This is a genomic window from Actinotalea subterranea, from assembly GCF_008364845.1.
In the GTDB taxonomy this organism is placed as follows: domain Bacteria; phylum Actinomycetota; class Actinomycetes; order Actinomycetales; family Cellulomonadaceae; genus Actinotalea; species Actinotalea subterranea.
Map to the genome: position 1 here is coordinate 93818 of NZ_VTTP01000008.1, position 15004 is coordinate 108821.

15 protein-coding genes and 1 tRNA gene are annotated in these 15004 nt (G+C 73.9%); 8 read left to right on the forward strand and 8 right to left on the reverse strand.

Features of this window, described 5'->3' with window-relative positions:
* The gene (locus FZ988_RS13795; protein WP_188079109.1) at positions 1 to 1203 is read right to left on the reverse strand and encodes an EAL domain-containing protein; all 1203 of its coding nucleotides are present in this window, start codon (positions 1201 to 1203) and stop codon (positions 1 to 3) included.
* Positions 1204 to 1354: 151 nt separating this feature from the next.
* Between FZ988_RS13795 and FZ988_RS13800 the strand changes: the two genes are divergently transcribed.
* From FZ988_RS13800 to FZ988_RS13830, 8 genes are all read left to right on the forward strand, one after another.
* Positions 1355 to 1801 carry an organic hydroperoxide resistance protein gene (locus tag FZ988_RS13800; protein ID WP_149204603.1) on the forward strand — a complete coding sequence of 149 codons (447 nt, stop codon included), beginning with the start codon at positions 1355 to 1357 and terminating at the stop codon, positions 1799 to 1801.
* Positions 1798 to 2256 (forward strand): DoxX family protein, encoded by a 459-nt coding sequence (locus FZ988_RS13805; protein WP_149204604.1) that lies wholly within the window; start codon positions 1798 to 1800, stop codon positions 2254 to 2256. Before FZ988_RS13800 ends, FZ988_RS13805 begins: the two co-directional genes overlap by 4 nt.
* Positions 2257 to 2272: 16 nt before the next feature.
* Positions 2273 to 2896, forward strand: coding sequence for a TetR/AcrR family transcriptional regulator (locus tag FZ988_RS13810; protein ID WP_149204605.1), 624 nt, complete (start codon positions 2273 to 2275; stop codon positions 2894 to 2896).
* A 162-nt stretch (positions 2897 to 3058) separates the two neighbouring features.
* The gene (locus FZ988_RS13815; RefSeq protein WP_188079110.1) at positions 3059 to 6907 is read left to right on the forward strand and encodes an nSTAND1 domain-containing NTPase; all 3849 of its coding nucleotides are present in this window, start codon (positions 3059 to 3061) and stop codon (positions 6905 to 6907) included.
* A gap of 186 nt (positions 6908 to 7093) precedes the next feature.
* Positions 7094 to 7975 (forward strand): hypothetical protein, encoded by an 882-nt coding sequence (locus FZ988_RS13820; RefSeq protein WP_149204607.1) that lies wholly within the window; start codon positions 7094 to 7096, stop codon positions 7973 to 7975.
* A gap of 227 nt (positions 7976 to 8202) precedes the next feature.
* Positions 8203 to 8331, forward strand: coding sequence for a hypothetical protein (locus tag FZ988_RS19170; protein WP_281287190.1), 129 nt, complete (start codon positions 8203 to 8205; stop codon positions 8329 to 8331).
* A complete protein-coding gene (locus tag FZ988_RS13825; RefSeq protein ID WP_149204608.1) occupies positions 8331 to 8858 on the forward strand; it encodes a hypothetical protein in 528 nt (175 codons plus the stop codon). Before FZ988_RS19170 ends, FZ988_RS13825 begins: the two co-directional genes overlap by 1 nt.
* A 208-nt stretch (positions 8859 to 9066) precedes the next feature.
* Positions 9067 to 9672: a mycothiol-dependent nitroreductase Rv2466c family protein gene (locus tag FZ988_RS13830; protein WP_149204609.1), complete on the forward strand. Its 606-nt coding sequence runs from the start codon at positions 9067 to 9069 to the stop codon at positions 9670 to 9672.
* A gap of 84 nt (positions 9673 to 9756) precedes the next feature.
* Here FZ988_RS13830 and FZ988_RS13835 read toward each other — a convergent pair whose 3' ends face one another.
* From FZ988_RS13835 to FZ988_RS13865, 7 genes are all read right to left on the reverse strand, one after another.
* A complete protein-coding gene (locus FZ988_RS13835; protein WP_188079111.1) occupies positions 9757 to 10359 on the reverse strand; it encodes a response regulator in 603 nt (200 codons plus the stop codon).
* A complete protein-coding gene (locus tag FZ988_RS18585) occupies positions 10356 to 11108 on the reverse strand; it encodes a hypothetical protein (RefSeq protein ID WP_188079112.1) in 753 nt (250 codons plus the stop codon). Before FZ988_RS18585 ends, FZ988_RS13835 begins: the two co-directional genes overlap by 4 nt.
* Positions 11108 to 11740, reverse strand: coding sequence for a hypothetical protein (locus tag FZ988_RS13840; protein ID WP_149204611.1), 633 nt, complete (start codon positions 11738 to 11740; stop codon positions 11108 to 11110). Before FZ988_RS13840 ends, FZ988_RS18585 begins: the two co-directional genes overlap by 1 nt.
* A 381-nt stretch (positions 11741 to 12121) precedes the next feature.
* A complete protein-coding gene (locus FZ988_RS13845; protein WP_149204612.1) occupies positions 12122 to 12685 on the reverse strand; it encodes a MerR family transcriptional regulator in 564 nt (187 codons plus the stop codon).
* An 84-nt stretch (positions 12686 to 12769) separates the two neighbouring features.
* Complete coding sequence (locus tag FZ988_RS13850) at positions 12770 to 12973, reverse strand: hypothetical protein (protein WP_149204613.1); 204 nt, start codon at positions 12971 to 12973, stop codon at positions 12770 to 12772.
* Positions 12974 to 13414: 441 nt separating this feature from the next.
* The gene (locus tag FZ988_RS13860; protein ID WP_149204614.1) at positions 13415 to 14587 is read right to left on the reverse strand and encodes a hypothetical protein; all 1173 of its coding nucleotides are present in this window, start codon (positions 14585 to 14587) and stop codon (positions 13415 to 13417) included.
* A gap of 260 nt (positions 14588 to 14847) precedes the next feature.
* A tRNA-Lys gene (locus FZ988_RS13865) sits at positions 14848 to 14920 on the reverse strand.
* Between the last annotated feature and the right edge of the window lie 84 nt (positions 14921 to 15004).

A 15004-nucleotide genomic window follows, 5' to 3' on the forward strand; every position in this document is an offset into this window, starting at 1 on the left:
TCAGCCGCGGCGGCTGTGCTGCAGCGTCGTGATCAGAGGGGACACCGACGGCGCCGGCAGGGGCCCGGGCCGCCCCACCAGGAAGCCCTGCGCGGCGTGCGCACCCAGGGCGGTCCAGGCGTTGAGGTCGGCGACCTCCTCGATGCCCTCGACCACGAGCTGCGCGCCGGTGCTGTGGGCGAAGTCGATCAGCGAGCCCGCCAGCGCGCGCCGCAGCGGGCTCGCCGCGAGGTCCTGGGTCAGGGAGATGTCGAGCTTGATGATGTCCGGCTCGAGATGGACGATGTGCCGCAGGCTCGCGAACCCCGCGCCGGCGTCGTCGACGGCGATCTTGACGCCCAGGGTCCGCAGGTTCGCGACCATCTTCTCGAGCAGGTGGTAGTCCTCGACCACGGCGTGCTCGGTGATCTCGACCACGAGCTGGCGGCCCTGGTGGACGGTGAGCAGCTCGATGAGGCGCGTGTCGTCGAGCGCGCACGGTGACGCGTTGATCGACAGCTCGATGGTCGGGTCGAGGTCCGCCGCGGTCTCGAGCGCCATGGCGAGGGCCGCGACCTCGAGCTCGACCCCACGCCCGGCGGCGTCGGCAGCGGCGAACCAGCGGTCGGGTGAGCGGTAGGGCTCGACGTCGAACCGCGTGAGCGCCTCGACGGCGACGAGCCTGCCGGTGAGCAGCGAGTACATCGGCTGGAACACCGTGTGGAAGCGGCGCGTGGCGATCATGTCGGCGACGAGCGGGACCAGGCTCTCGTCGGTGGCCGGTGCGGGGGACGCCGACATGGTCTCCCGCAGCTCGGAGGACAGCTGCTGCTCGTAGGCGCGCTCGCGCAGCCGCAGCGACAACGACGCCACGGCGCCGACGACGAGGAACATGCCGCCCCGGATGAGCCAACTCGTGAGCTCTTGCCGCTCGCCCGTGGCGACGTCCAGCGGCATGAGGGGCCCGCACATGACACCGGCCGCGACCGCGGTGGCCAGGGAGCCGGGCAGCCCGAAGGGGAGCGTGGCCAGGATGATCGGCACGTAGAACAGGTGCGGCATCGCCGCCTGGGTGCCGCCGCTCACGTAGACCACCGACCAGCAGCCGACGAGCAGCGCGGCGATGGCGAGGGCGCCCACCCACGGCCGGATGCGCGTCCCGCGCTGCACCACGGCATCGAGCCACGGCGCGCTCGCGGCGGGCCGGATCGGTGTCACGGTCACGGCGCACCTCCGCTCGACGGCCGGGTGAGGCGCGTCACGCACCATTGTGACGCCCGGTCACGTCGGCGCGTGGGCGAAGTGGGTGAATCCGGTGGGTGATTCGCCCGTGCTACGGTAGGTGGACTAGTACGTCTACCAAGGGAGCTCGATCATGGCCGCTCTGTACACCGCAGTCGCCACCGCGACCGGCGAGGGCCGCGCGGGAGGCCGTGCCGCGACCGACGACGGCGCGCTCGACGTCGTGCTCGCCGTCCCGAGCGCACTCGGCGGCCCCGGCGGCGGGACCAACCCCGAGCAGCTCTTCGCCGCCGGCTGGGCGTCGTGCTTCCACTCGGCGCTCAAGTCCGTCGCCGCGGCCGAGAAGACCGTGCTGAGCGACTCGGCGGTCGTCGCGGAGATCGGGCTCGTGCCCGACGGGTCGGGCGGCTACGGGCTCGAGGCGGCCCTGCACGTCGAGGTCTCGGGCCTGGACCAGGACGTCGCCGAGCGCCTGGTCGAGAAGGCGCACCAGGTGTGCCCCTACTCGAACGCGACGCGCGGCAACATCGCGGTGCGCCTGACGACGACGACGGACGCCGCCGCGCCCGCCAACGCATGAGCGTGCGCCGGACCGTCGGCCGGGTGCTGCTCGGGGCCAACCTCGCGCTCGCGGGCGTGAGCCACCTGACCGTCGCCCGCACGGAGTTCCAGGCGCAGGTGCCCACGTGGTTCCCGGCCGACCCCGACGCGGTCGTCGTCGTGTCCGGCGTCGTCGAGATCGCGCTCGGCACGGCCCTGCTCCTCGCGCCGCGCCGCTGGCGGCCCGCCGTCGGCTGGGTCGCGGCCGCGTTCTTCGTCGCGATCTTCCCGGGCAACATCTCCCAGCTCGTGACGCGGACCGACGCGTTCGGCCTCGACACCGACCTCGCGCGGGCCGTGCGCCTGCTCGGCCAGCCCCTGCTCGTGCTGTGGGCGCTGTGGTCGACCGGTGCGTGGCGCGAGTACCGGGCCGGCCGGGCAGCCCGGGCGGAGCGTGCCGGTGGGGGCCACGCGGTCGCAGCCGACCGGCCCTGAGCGGGAGGATGGGCGCATGGTGACCCTTGCCGCGTCGTCGGACGCCCCCGTCGTCGGGCACCCCACGCGTGACGGCGGCCAGTCGGAGGTCGCCCGGCGCATCCTCGAGGTCGCTGCGCCGCGGTTCTACCGCGAGGGCATCCGTGCGGTCAGCGCGGACGCGGTCATGGCCGAGGCGGGCGTCACGAAGGTGACCTTCTACCGTCACTTCCCGACCAAGGACAGGCTCGTCGAGGCGTACCTCGAGACGGTCGCCGCCGCCGAGCGGGCCGCCGTCGCGTCCTGGCGCGCCCGGCACGCGGGCGACCCCGCGGCGGTCCTGACCGAGTACGCGAACCAGCTCGGCACGCAGGTGTGCGGCGACGGCTTCCGCGGCTGCCCGTTCCTCAACGCCGTGGCCGAGTACCCGGACGTGACGCACCCCGTGCGGGTCGTCGCCGAGCGTCACCGCGAGTGGCTGCGCCGCACCGCCGAGGACCTGCTCACCGAGCTCGGGCTGCCCGACGCGCGGGTGGCCGCCGTGCAGCTCGTCATGCTGCGGGACGGTGCGATGGCCGCCGGCGGGGGAGTCGAGCCCGGGGAGATCGGGCGGGCCCTGCGCCGCGCGGGCGAAGCGGTGGTGCGGGCCGCGCTGCGCTGAGGCGGGCTGCACTGCGGGCCGCCCTGCGCTGAGGTCGGCCGCCCCGGGCGTCCTGGTCCGGCGTCCACGAGCCGGTGCTCCGTGCGGAACCCGAACGCGTGCCCGTAGCGTGTGCCTGCTACGCCGCCTCCCCCCGGAAGCAGGAGCTCATGGACCCCCGCCGTGCTGCCCGAGCCCACTGAGGAGCCGCTCCTCGACGCGGTCACCGACCGCGCGGGCCTGGCCCGAGCGCTCACGACGCTGCGCGAGCGGCGTGGCCTGAGCGTCCGCGACGTCGCGCGCCTCTCGGGGCTGCCCCTGGGCACGGTCGGTGGGTACCTGTCCGGCCGTCACCTGCCGCAGCCCGCCACGATCGACCAGTTCGAGCGCATGCTCACGGCGCTGGGCGTGCCCGACGGCGCTCGCGCACCCTGGGTGGACGCCGTCACGCGCCTGCGCCGGGCGCCGGGACCGCGACCGGCCGCGGCGACCGCGCCCTACCGCGGGCTCGCGTCGTACGACGTCGACGACGCGCAGCTCTTCGTGGGGCGCGAGGCGGCCATCCGGGCGCTGGTCGAGCGGGTGACGGGTCGCCCGGCGACGCCCGTGGTCGTCCTCGCGCCGTCGGGGGCCGGCAAGTCGTCGCTCCTGCGCGCGGGTCTCGTGGCCCACCTGCGCGGGCAGGGGCATCTCGCGGCCGTCGTGACGCCCGGCGACGACGCGCTGCGCACGGTCGACGGCGCGGTCGCGGCGCTGGACCTCGAGGTGGACCTCGAGCCCGACCTCGCGGGCGCGGCGGTGCGCGTGCTCGTCGTGGACCAGTTCGAGGAGGCGCTGCTGGCTGACGGCGACGGCGGCGACCGCGACCCGGGCGTCGTCGGCGCGGAACCCGGTGAGGGGCGTGGTCGCAGGCGTGCCCTCGTGGACCGGCTGGGCGAGGTCCACGCGTCGGGGACCACGGTGGTCCTGGGTGTGCGCGCCGACGCCTTCGAGCGTGCGCTCGAGCTCGAGGACGTGGCGCCGTGGCTCGCCCGCCCGGTGCTCGTGGGCCCGCTCTCGGTCGAGGACCTGCGTCGGATCGTCCGCGAGCCGGCCCGTCACGCGGGCCTGGAGGTCGACGACGCGCTCGTGGACGTGCTGGTCACCGAGGCGACCGCGGCGTCCGCCGGTGGCCGCGCGCCCGAGCCCGGGACGCCCCTGGACCCGGGGGTGCTGCCGCTGGTGTCGCACGCGCTCTACGCGACGTGGTCGGCGTCGACGGGCCGGCGGCTCACCCTGCCGCAGTACCGGGCCGTCGGTGGCCTGGCGGGTGCGATCGCGCAGACCGCGGAGGCCGTGGTCGAGGGGATGCCCGACGAGCGCCTCGCCGTCGTGCGCCGGGTGCTGCTCGCGCTGGTCCACGTGCGGGACAACCACGTCACCGCGCGGTCGGTGGACGTCGCCGACCTCGCGGGGCCCGACGAGGCGGGCATCGTGGCGGCGCTCGTCGACGCCCGGCTGCTCACCACGGACCACGGGCAGGTGCGGCTCGCGCACGAGGCGCTCCTGCGGGCGTGGCCCCGCCTGGCGACCTGGATCGAGAACGACCGCGACGCGTTGCGCGTGCACACCCGGCTCGCCGAGGCCGCCCGCCACTGGGCGGAGGCCGGTCACGACGCCGACCTGCTGTTCCGCGGCGTGCACCTGGAGGCGGCGCTCGCACCTGCCGCCCAGGGGCGCGCGCTCACGGCCGGTGAGCGGGCGTTCCTCGGGGCGAGCACCGCGGAGCAGGACCGGCGGACGACGGCGCAGCGCCGCTCGGTGCGACGCCTCCGGGCGCTCTCGGCGGGTCTTGCGGTGCTGAGCGTGGCGACAGGTGTGCTGGCGGGCGCGGCCGTCGCGCAGGGCCAGGCCAACGCGCGCGACCGTGACCTGGCGGTCTCCCGGCAGCTCGCGGTGACGGCGCAGTCGCTGACGACGACGGACCCGGGGCTCGCGGCGCAGGTCGCCGCGGCGGCCCATGCGACCGCGGACACCGTCGAGGCGCGCTCGGCCCTGCTGTCCTCGACGGGCGTCGCGGCGGCGTCGCGCCTCGGCACGGCGGGCGGCCTCGTCAACGGGGTGGCGGTCAGCCCGGACGGGGAGCTGCTCGCGGTGGCGACGGACCGGTCGGCGGTCGAGCTCTGGTCGCTCGGTGACGCCCCGGCCCTGACGGCCGAGCTCCCGGTCGCTGACACGGCCCTCTACGCGGTGGCCTTCGCGCCCGACGGCCGGACGCTGCTCGCTGCGGGCGACGGCGGCCTGCTGCGCGCGTGGTCGCTCGCGGGTGGGGCGCCGGTCGAGCTGGCCGTCGGCGGTGCGGGTGCCGGGGGGACGCTGTACGACGTCGCGGTCAGCGGGGACGGCGACCTCGTGGCGGCGGCGGTCTCGGACGGGACCGTCGCGCTCTGGTCGCTGTCGCGTGGTGCGCTCGCGTGGCTCGGGACGGTGCCGGCGTCGGTCGAGGGGACCGCCCAGGCGGTCGCGCTGGACCCCAAGGGGAGCGTGCTCGCGGTCGCCGGCTCCGCGGGGAGCCTCGCGCTGTGGGACGTGGCCGACCCGCTCGCGCCGACGCCCCTGGACGCGCCCGTCGAGCTCGGTGGCGTGCAGGTCAACGCCCTGGCGTGGGCGCCGGGCGGCGACACGGTCGCGGCGGGCACGACCGCCGGCGTCGTGCACCTCGTGGACGTCACCGACCCGGCCCTCCCGACGCCGGGGCCCGAGCTGACGGGGCCGGCGTCGTGGGTCAACGACCTCGCGTTCAGCCCGGACGGGACGAGGCTCGCCGGTGCGGGCTCGGACCAGAAGCTGTGGGTGTGGGACGTGGCCACGGGCGCCTCCGCCGGCGCGCTGCCCACGCCGACGACTCTGCTCGCGAGCCGCTGGTCACCGGACGGCGGCCTGCTCTACACCTCGGGTGCGGACGGCGTGCTGCGGGAGTGGCCGTACCCGGGGAGCGTCCTGGCGGGCTTCGCGTCGATCCCCGGCCAGGGGGCGTTCGGCCCGGGGGAGGGCGCCGGCGGCGTGGTCGTGACCAGCACGACGGACGGCCTGCGGCTGTGGGACACGACCGACCCCGCGCGTGCCCGGGAGGTGGGCCGGGCGCCCGCGCCTGAGGGCGCGCGCCTGGACGGCGCCGTCGACGTCTCGGAGAGCCTGCGCCTCGCGGTCGCGGGCGACACGACGGGGGGCATCCACGTCTGGGACGTGGCCGACCCGTCGGCGCCGGAGCTGCTCGGCTCGGTGCGGGCGCACACCGACTGGGTCAACACGGTGGCGTTCGACGCCTCGGGGACGCTCCTCGCGGCGTCGTCCGACGACGGGTCGCTCACGCTGTGGGACCTGTCCTCCGGCGTGCCGGACGAGCCCGCGGGGCGGCTCGACGACCTCGGCGGCGCCGTCTACGTGGTCGCGTTCTCGCCGGCGTCCACGACCCTCGTGGCGTCGGTGCTCACGGGGTCGGTCCGGCTCGTGGACGTGAGCGACCCGACGCGGCCGACGCCGGTCGGCGCACCCCTGACCGGGCCCGAGGGGTACGTGTACTCCGCGGCCATCAGCCCTGACGGGCGCACGGTCGCGGCGACCGGGAACGACGGGACCCTGTGGCTGTGGGACGTCGCGGGTGGCGGGTCGCCGACGCCGCTCGGGGCGCCGCTGCGCTGGGGCGAGGGGTACGGCACCAACACGGCGTTCTCGCCGGACGGCACGCAGGTCGCGGTCGGCCGCACCGACGGGACCGTGCGGGTGTGGGACGTCACGGACCCGGCGCACCCCACCCGCTGGGCGACGCTCACGGGTGCGGGCGGCACCGTCTACGGAGTCGAGTTCTCGCCCGACGGCGCCCACCTGACGGGTGCGGGCGCCGACCGCACGGTCCGCATCTGGGACGTGACGCTCGACGGCGCGCTCGAGCGCGCGTGCGCCGTGGCCGGGCGTGGGATCGCGATGACCGACGCGGAGTGGGTGCGGCTCGCCGGGGACCTGCGCCGGCCGGCCACCTGCGCGGCGGGCTGACACCGCTCCGGGTGGGGTGCGGGCGCCCGCGCAGGATGTCCGAACGCCCCCGAACGCCGTCGGGCGCCTGGCCGTGGCCGTCCGTGCCTAGCGTGCTCGTGGCAGCGGTCCGCGGTGGCGACCGGAGCGAGGGTCCTGTGGCCTGAGCTGCCACGACCAGGTCGAGCTCGCGGAGGGGACATGCCGGTGGCGACGACTGCTGTGCTCAGGTGGCAGCGCCGGACGGCGACCGTCGTGGTCGCCGGGGTGGTGCTCGGCCTCGCCGGCTGTGCGGGCGGTGGCGCGAGGGCCGAGGGGTCCGTGGAGCTCGACCCGTCGCCGACGCCGACCGTCGAGCTGACCCCGGTGCTGTCCGACACGGGCTACGTCGTCACCGGCGCCGACGGCGGCCCGGCCTACGAGCTCCGGCTCCGCGTGTACGGCGAGCCCGCGTACGACATGGAGACGGGCGAGCTGTCGCTCGTGGTCGACGACGAGGACAACGGCGTCCAGCCCACCCAGATCTCACCGGCCGACGTCGGCTGCGGGTACCAGGAGTCGCGTGACCTCGCGGTGCCCGTCGAGTTCTCGTTCCGGAACCTGGGCGACGCCGACTTCACGTCGCAGGAGTCGTTCGTCGCCGCCGTCCTCGACCTGACGACGGGCTTCGACGACCCCTGGTACTACTACACGTCGAGCTTCACCTACATCGACGTCGCGTCGTCGGTGTGCGACGCCGTCGGGGTCGACTCGGACGGTGCGACCGTGGGCAGCGTGGCCATGACGCTGAGCGGCGAGGGCTACCGGCCCGACGGGCGCGGCAAGTCCGTGTACGTCCTCATCTTCCCCGACGCCAAGAAGCTGGACCCGGCGAGGCTCGACGAGTACCTGGGTTCCCTCGCGTGGGAGATCGACGCGATCCGCCCCGTGACCGGCTCGTCGTACACGTTCGAGTTCACGAGCGTCGAGGACAGCCGCGTGTTCGGGAGCGCGTGCGAGATGATGTTCGCGCCGCTCTCACTGACGAGCGACAACCCGCACTGGTCCACGCTGGCCGAGGCGGGCTGCGACGCCCGGACCTTCCACTGAGGCGCACCGGGCCGGGCGTGGGCACGGGGCCGGGCGGCGTGTGCACCGAGCCGGGCGGCGTGTGCGCCGACCCGCACCCGGGAGGCAGCCCGTGTGCGGGAGCGTTCGGACATCTCGCGCGCACCCGAAGGGGCCGGACGCGGCGCCCCACGCGCGGCTAGCGTCGCGCCGACCCCTTCCCCAGTCCGACGGGTCGTCCCCCACCCAGCCTCCCCGAGGAGACCCACATGCTGCTCGCACAGATCACCGAGCTTCACACCGCCGGAGTCAGCATCCCCCTGTGGGGCCTGCCGATCCTGGTCGTCGCGCTCATCGCCGCGAAGGTGTACCAGAACAACCGCGACAAGAACCGCTGATGGGCGGCGGCTCCGCCTCGATCAGCCCGGTGGTCGGCGGGCTCATCTTCGTCGCGGTCGTCGTCGCGATCATCCTCGTCCAGAAGGCCATGGCTGCTGCGACGGCGAAGGCCACCCAGGGCGTCATGCGCGGCACCCACAAGCGCGGCCAGGCCGCGGCACGGGCCCCGGTGACGTTCACGGTGCCCCGGCCGGCGGGCGAGGTGCTCGACCAGGTCGTCACGACCGTCAACGCGTACCCGGCGCCGCCCGCGCTCGTCGGCGGCCTCTACCTGAAGTCGCGCGTCGCGGACGCCGTGGTGTTCGGGTTCGGCAGCAAGCTGGCCGACTCGTTCGTGTTCCGGGTGGCCGTGACGGGCACGGAGCCGGGGTCGACGCGCGGGACCGCGAAGGTGCTGACGTGGACGGAGACGAACGGCCTCGTCGACGCCGTCGAGCACATCGAGAAGCTCCAGGGCCGGATCGCCGCGGCCGTGACCGAGCTCGGTGGGCGGGTCGTGGACTCGCCGGGGGCGCCGGTCGTGTAGCCGGCGGCGGGGCGCCGCCGGGCCGTCGGTGCCACGCCTGGAGGGTGTGGCAGCGGCGGTGGTGCGTGGGGTCGCCGGTGGGCGTGTCGTGGGGCGCAGGGGGTCTCACGACGCCCGGGCGCGTCGTCGCGTCACTGGTGCGCGGGCGGCGTCGTGCGTTCGGCGGGAGGATGATCGGATGCCCCTGACGCCCGCTGATCGGAGCCCGATGCCTGCCACGCCCACCGTCGACTTCTGGTTCGACCCCGCCTGCCCGTGGGCGTGGATGACGTCCCGGTGGATGACCGAGGTGGCGCAGCACCGCGACGTCGAGGTCCGCTGGCACGTGATGAGCCTGTCGGTGCTCAACGAGGGCCGTGACCTCGACGAGGAGTACCAGCAGCTCATGGACGACTCGTGGGCGGCCGTCCGCGTGGTGATCGCCGCGGCCCGCGACCATGGCGAGAAGGTCCTCGAGCCGCTGTACACGGCCCTGGGCACGCGCAGGCACCCCGGTGGTCGCCGCGACACCGACGCGATCATCGCCGAGTCCCTCGCCGAGGTGGGCCTGCCGGCCGAGCTCGCCGCGGTCGGGCAGACCGACGAGGTCGACGACCTGCTGCGCGCCTCCCATGCCGGGGCCATCGACCTCGTGGGCAACGACGTCGGCACGCCCGTCGTCGCGATCGACGGCGTCGGGTACTTCGGCCCTGTGGTGACACCCGCACCGACCGGCCAAGCCGCGCTGGACCTGTTCGACGGGCTCGTGCTCATGACGCGCGTGCCGGGGTTCTACGAGCTCAAGCGGTCGCGGGAGGACGGGCCGGCGTTCTGAGCCCCGCGTCGTGATCCCGCGGCGAGCACGAGACCCGCTGACCCGTCCGCCGGCGGCCATGACCAAGCTCCCCGGTCAGTCGGCCTAGGTCAGCCGTTCGGCGATGTCGAGCAGCAGGTGGATGAGGACGTCCGGGCGGTTGGTGATGCCGAAGAACCCATGGGGGAGTCCAGGCTCAAGCGTCTCGACGTACCCGAGCACCGCAACAGAGGGGCGGGTGGTGGCGAGCTGCGATGCCAGCGTGAGCCCGGCGACGGCATCGTCCCCGCGGGCCAGATCGGTGATCACGACCGTGGGATCCTCGCGGTCCACCAGCTCGAGGGCTTCCACCGTGCTCGTCGCGACGACTACGGCGACGCCGAGATCGCGTAGGTAGGAGCGCTCCGTGCGGTTGTTCTCCGGGTGGTCGTCAACCCAGAGCACCCGCAGTCGGACGAGCCGGTCGTGGTTGCGCTCGACCCGCCGCTCGACCGCCCGCACCGCACGGCCGCTCACCGGCGCGGACGGCTGGGCCGCCCGCAGAGGTTCGGCGGAGACCTCGAGGATCCCGCTGACGCCGATCTTCGTCGCACGCTCCAGCAGGCTGCGTAGCGGATGCCGGAGGATCACGGCCGCCGTGGTGACGACCGTGAGGGTCAGGAGCGGCACCGCCTGCTCGATCAGGGCGACACAGAGTTCGCTGCTCACGAGGCGTCGAGCCTCTCGACCAGCCGAAGGGCTGCGTTGACCTGCGGGTACTCGTCGGGGGTGCTTCCCGCGGCCCAGCTCGCGGGTGAGCGGCGCAGCGCGTGGAGCGCGAGCAGGATCTCCGGGTCGGTGCCGGCAACAGGCCCCAACCCCGTCGCCCAACGCCGCGCGTCGACGCGGGCCACATCGAGCGCGTCCTCGATCGAGCCGAGGAACGCACCGACCACGGCCGGGGCCGACGGCTCGCTGACGTAGCCGATCTCGACGCCGTTCCCGCCGCGCACGATCGCCGCCAGCAGCCGCAGGTCGATCCGGTAGGGCGCGAGGCCCGCGCGGGAGTAGGCGACGTCGGCGGCGTCGTCCGGACCGAGCCCGCGCTTCACATCCCCGATCGCGAGCTGGAGAAGGTCAGCCGGGTACCCGGTGAGCTCGGCCCACTCGGGAAACCGCGTCTCGGTGAGCGCCCGATGGTTCTGGACGGCGAGCGCGAGCGGCCAGCCCGGGTGTCTCGCATGTGCGAGCCAACGGGCTGCCCGGACGGCGAACTCCTGGGCGGCGGTCTGGTCCACGAGGGCGAGCAGACCCATGCCACGAAGTGCATGCGTCGCCACGAAGTCCGCGGCCTCGCCCGTCTGCGGCTCGACTGAGGCCATTGCCGCGTCCGCGGCACCGACCATCACCTCGGCAGCAGGACCGATCATCTCGGCGCGCAGCCCAAGTGCCTCGATGACGTCGGCCAGGACAGCCATCACACCACCGCTCGGGCGCTGATAAGGCGCTCCGGCGGGAGGTACACGCCGGTCGCCCGATTGTCGACCACATCGTCGGGGGCGGGCGGCCAACTCCCTGACCGTGCCGCCGCCAAGACGTCCTCGGGCGCGTATCGCTCCGCACGCAGCAACCGCCGTGGTGGAAGCCGCACCGGCACGGCGATCTCTCCCTCGGCTCGGAACCGGGACCACGCCGGGTGCTGGTGCACGTCGCGAACCTCTTCGGCGAACTCGGCGTGGCCGCCCGCGGAGTGGCCGAGCAGGAACACGTAGCCGTAGAACAGCCATCCGGGTCGCTCGAGACCGTTGGTCGCGAACAGCAACGCAGTCAGGAACGCGGACGCAGCGTGGTTGTGTGCGCCGCGCTCGACGTACGTGCCGGCCGTCATCGAGACGTACGGCGAGGCATCCGCGACCCGCGTGTGCCGGTGCCGATGCGCGTCCAGCGCGCGGGAGCCGAGGAGGTTCTCCGCGTCGCCCGCCGTGGCCGCGAAGCCGTGGCGCAACGCGGCGCACACGAGGCCGTCGCGTCTCATGATCGCCTCGACCTCGTCATTGTCGGGCTCGCGGACGAGCCCACCGATCCCGCGAATGACGTTCTGGACGAGCACGTCGGCCTCCCAGAGATGGGGAACGTCATCGTGATGCTGCCTGTGAACTGACAGGGTCCGCAAGAGGTTGCCCTGAGGCGGGACGTCCAGACTCCGACGTCGTGCTTGCCTCTGCTCGTCGTGGTCGCGATCGCCGCGTGGTACGGCTGGCGCGGTGGCTCGAGCCGCGGTTGCCGGACTGGCTCAATCGGGTCGTGCTCGGGTCCGCGGCCGCGCCCACCTGCGCCAGGAACACCGACGCAGGCGACTACGTCGTGCACAGCCTCGACGGCCTCGAGCTACCGACGTCGCCCCTCGGGCGAGCGCGACAGGCTGACGCGGCCGCACCGGCGCGCGCACCCCCGTTCTCCCGAGGGAGGGCGGGGGTGCTTCGTCGTGTCCCTACGAGCAGGTGACGGGCGTGTAGGTGTACGCGACCGGGTTCGCGCCGACGGAGTGACCGGTGCCGGTGGGTGCGTACCGCGTGCCCTCGTAGACGATCTCCTGCCCGGCCGGGACAACGAGGCGGGCTACGCGCTGGCCGTCGCCGTCGTAGAGGTTCGCGAGCCTGGCGCTGACCCGCCAGTCGCGACCGTCTCGCCCGCCGGCGAGAGAGCCGGTCGCGAGGCGCTGGCGCACCGCGGACGCCGTGACCCCGAGCAGCGCCGCGGCTTCGGAGGCGCTGATGGCGCGGGTGGCGTCGAGCACGTCGAAGCCCTGGTCGAACGCCGCGGTGGGCATCGCGCGGACGATGAACGGCTCGAAGCCGAGCTGCGCCTCGATGACAGTGAGGGCGGTGGAGACGGCCTGGCGGAGAGACGCTGCGGGAAGGGTCACGATCAGCTCGACGTGGTCGTTGAGCGGGGAGGCGCCGAGCACCGCGTGGTAGTCGGCCAGCCTGTCGAGGTCGACGCTGTCGGGGGTGATCCGACCGAGGTCGGCGATCACGTTGTAGTCGGTCGTCATGGTGGTTCCTTTCGTGGCGTTGGTGAGGTGATGAACGATGGACTCGGGGTGAGAACCGCTCTCTCCGGTTCCCACCCCCTCCCGCTACCTGCGCGGCGGCCAGACGAACCCGGCCCGCCGCAGGGCGGCGATCAGGTTCCGCTGGCTGCGCTGATCGCCCGGCGTGCTTGACGCCTTCGTGACGAACGCGCCGTCGCGGTTGAGCATCGGGTGCCGGGTCTTGCTCATCCGGACCTCGAAGCCCCGCCGCTCGGCCTCCGACAGGGTCTTGCGGGTGTCCCCGGCCATCACTCCTTTCCTGTTGATCGAACAAGATGAGCGTAGTGCGTGCCTTGCGCTAGCGCAAGAAGCCGAGGGTTGTCTGTGTGATTCCGGCTCCGGCGGCGTAGGCGCGCGTTAGCGTGCGCGTCCCGCGTCAGCAGATGGCAGCGATTCGGACTGGGGAGAGTTGGGGGTGAGGGGGTCGACGAGGCCGGTGTGGACTCGTGGGGGCGGTTCCAAGCGAGGGCTTCGTGGGGGCGGACGGTGTTGTAGTCGATGCGGTAGTCCTCGGCATGGGCGACCAGGTCCAGGGCGTCGTCGATCTCCTCCAGGAACAGCCGTTCGTACTCCAGGAGCCGAAGCCTCGTTCGCATGAGCCGTTCTGGCCCGCGGTGCACTCGCGGAAGCTTGGGCTCGGCCGAGGCCGAGGAGCGTCGGGTCTGCCGGTGATGGTCGCGCCCGACGTGGTCACGCGGTCCCGGTCGTCGCCGGCAGGGTCACGGGCGTGTCGGCGCCGATCTCGCGAGGGTCGACGCCCGCCGCCCAGGCCCCGACGAGGGCCCCGACGCGAAACGCGTCGACGACGTGCTCGACCGGGACCGACCAGCGGACGGCGACGGCCAGTGGGGTCACGGGGTAGGCCGGTGGCCAGCAGACGAGCGTGCGGAGGTCGGCGTCGAGGTACCGCAGATCGACATGCGGCACGGCGCGGACCTCGCGCTCGCGCAGCGCGCGCTCGGAGAGCTCGAGCACCGGGGGGACAGGCCCCGGTGTCGGGTTGGGCACCCACCGCTCGCCCGACGGCGTATCGCAGCGGGCGAGAAGGCCGAGGCGCACCAGGCAGGTGAAGGCGTCCGCGAAGGTCGCCACCTGAGGCATCCCGGCCGCGCCCAAGGCGTCGAGGAGGTCGAACGGACCCGGGTTGATGGTGCGGTCGTCGCTCGTCATCGGCACCGACCCGTTCACAGGCGACGTCCAGTCGAGCTGTCGCACGCGCAGGAACGCGGTGAGGTCGTCACGCTCGAAGGGATGCCCGAGGAGTCGCACGGCCGTCTCGATCTCGCGGAACGCGGCGAGCACGGAGAGCCTGGGGGACCAGCCCGCGACCCGCCAGCCGTGGACGGCTGCCACCCACGGGTTGCGCTCGGCGAGGCTTGGCAGCGGTCCTGCGAGGCGCCGGGGAGGTCCCGCGAGCATGTCGCGCCGATCGGTGTCCGGCCAGAAGCGGAACAGCCACTGCTCGGGCTCGAAGTGCTCGACGGCCCTGCCGGCGTACTGGTGTCGACCCCGGGCGAGGACCTGGACCCGGGCTGGACCTATGTCCTCGATGGCGAGGTCGCCGCCCGTCGGCGGATCGAACCCCGACACCGTCAGCAGCCCGCCTCCGCTGACCGGGGCCCACGGCAGCTCGTCGCAGTCCTGCCAGTCGTCGGCCACGTCGCCGGGGCGGGAGTCCCAGCGCTCGACCCGGACCCTCAGGTCGGCGTTCCGGTCCCCAGGGGCCGCGGAGAGGGCCCCCGGCTCGGACGCGGCAAAGGTGCCGACGGGGATCCCGAAGGCTTCCAGTCCGGCCTGCTGGACGGACAGGATCGCGAAGTCGGTGACCAGCTCGCGCTCCAGCTCGCCGACGAGATGTGCCATGCGCACAGTCTGTCGCGACGTGGGCGATCTTCCGGCGGTGCCGTGCGGTGTGCGTCGGATCTGGCGCGGGACGCCCCACGACGCCGCGACCTCGGTCACCGACCGGCCATCACTGATGACCGCCAGCACCGCCATGGACCCCTGCTCAGCCACCGTCAGCTCCCTCGTCGAGGGAGCGTCAAGGATCAGCCGAAGTACCTGTCAACCATCAACCGAACGTGAGACGTCAGACCTCAGGCGCGGGCATATGGACACCCGGGTGGGCCCCGTGGGGATCGAACCCACAACCCGCGGATTAAAAGTCCGCTGCTCTGCCGATTGAGCTAGAGGCCCGGGACATGCGGGGATGAGTTGGGGGAACCCTAGGGAGAACCCGACCGGCGCCCGCCCGTCCGGGGACAGGCTACGCGGACACCG

What these genes read in the sequence shown, in the direction of transcription:
- FZ988_RS13800 (WP_149204603.1), top strand. Translation starts at nt 1,355, where the DNA reads ATGGCCGCTCTGTACACCGCAGTCGCCACCGCGACCGGCGAGGGCCGC.
- FZ988_RS13805 (WP_149204604.1), top strand. Translation starts at nt 1,798, where the DNA reads ATGAGCGTGCGCCGGACCGTCGGCCGGGTGCTGCTCGGGGCCAACCTC.
- FZ988_RS13810 (WP_149204605.1), top strand. Translation starts at nt 2,273, where the DNA reads ATGGTGACCCTTGCCGCGTCGTCGGACGCCCCCGTCGTCGGGCACCCC.
- FZ988_RS19170 (WP_281287190.1), top strand. Translation starts at nt 8,203, where the DNA reads ATGCTGCTCGCACAGATCACCGAGCTTCACACCGCCGGAGTCAGCATC.
- FZ988_RS13825 (WP_149204608.1), top strand. Translation starts at nt 8,331, where the DNA reads ATGGGCGGCGGCTCCGCCTCGATCAGCCCGGTGGTCGGCGGGCTCATC.
- FZ988_RS13830 (WP_149204609.1), top strand. Translation starts at nt 9,067, where the DNA reads ATGCCTGCCACGCCCACCGTCGACTTCTGGTTCGACCCCGCCTGCCCG.
- FZ988_RS18585 (WP_188079112.1), bottom strand. Translation starts at nt 11,108, where the DNA reads ATGGCTGTCCTGGCCGACGTCATCGAGGCACTTGGGCTGCGCGCCGAG.
- FZ988_RS13845 (WP_149204612.1), bottom strand. Translation starts at nt 12,685, where the DNA reads ATGACGACCGACTACAACGTGATCGCCGACCTCGGTCGGATCACCCCC.
- FZ988_RS13850 (WP_149204613.1), bottom strand. Translation starts at nt 12,973, where the DNA reads ATGGCCGGGGACACCCGCAAGACCCTGTCGGAGGCCGAGCGGCGGGGC.
- FZ988_RS13860 (WP_149204614.1), bottom strand. Translation starts at nt 14,587, where the DNA reads ATGGCACATCTCGTCGGCGAGCTGGAGCGCGAGCTGGTCACCGACTTC.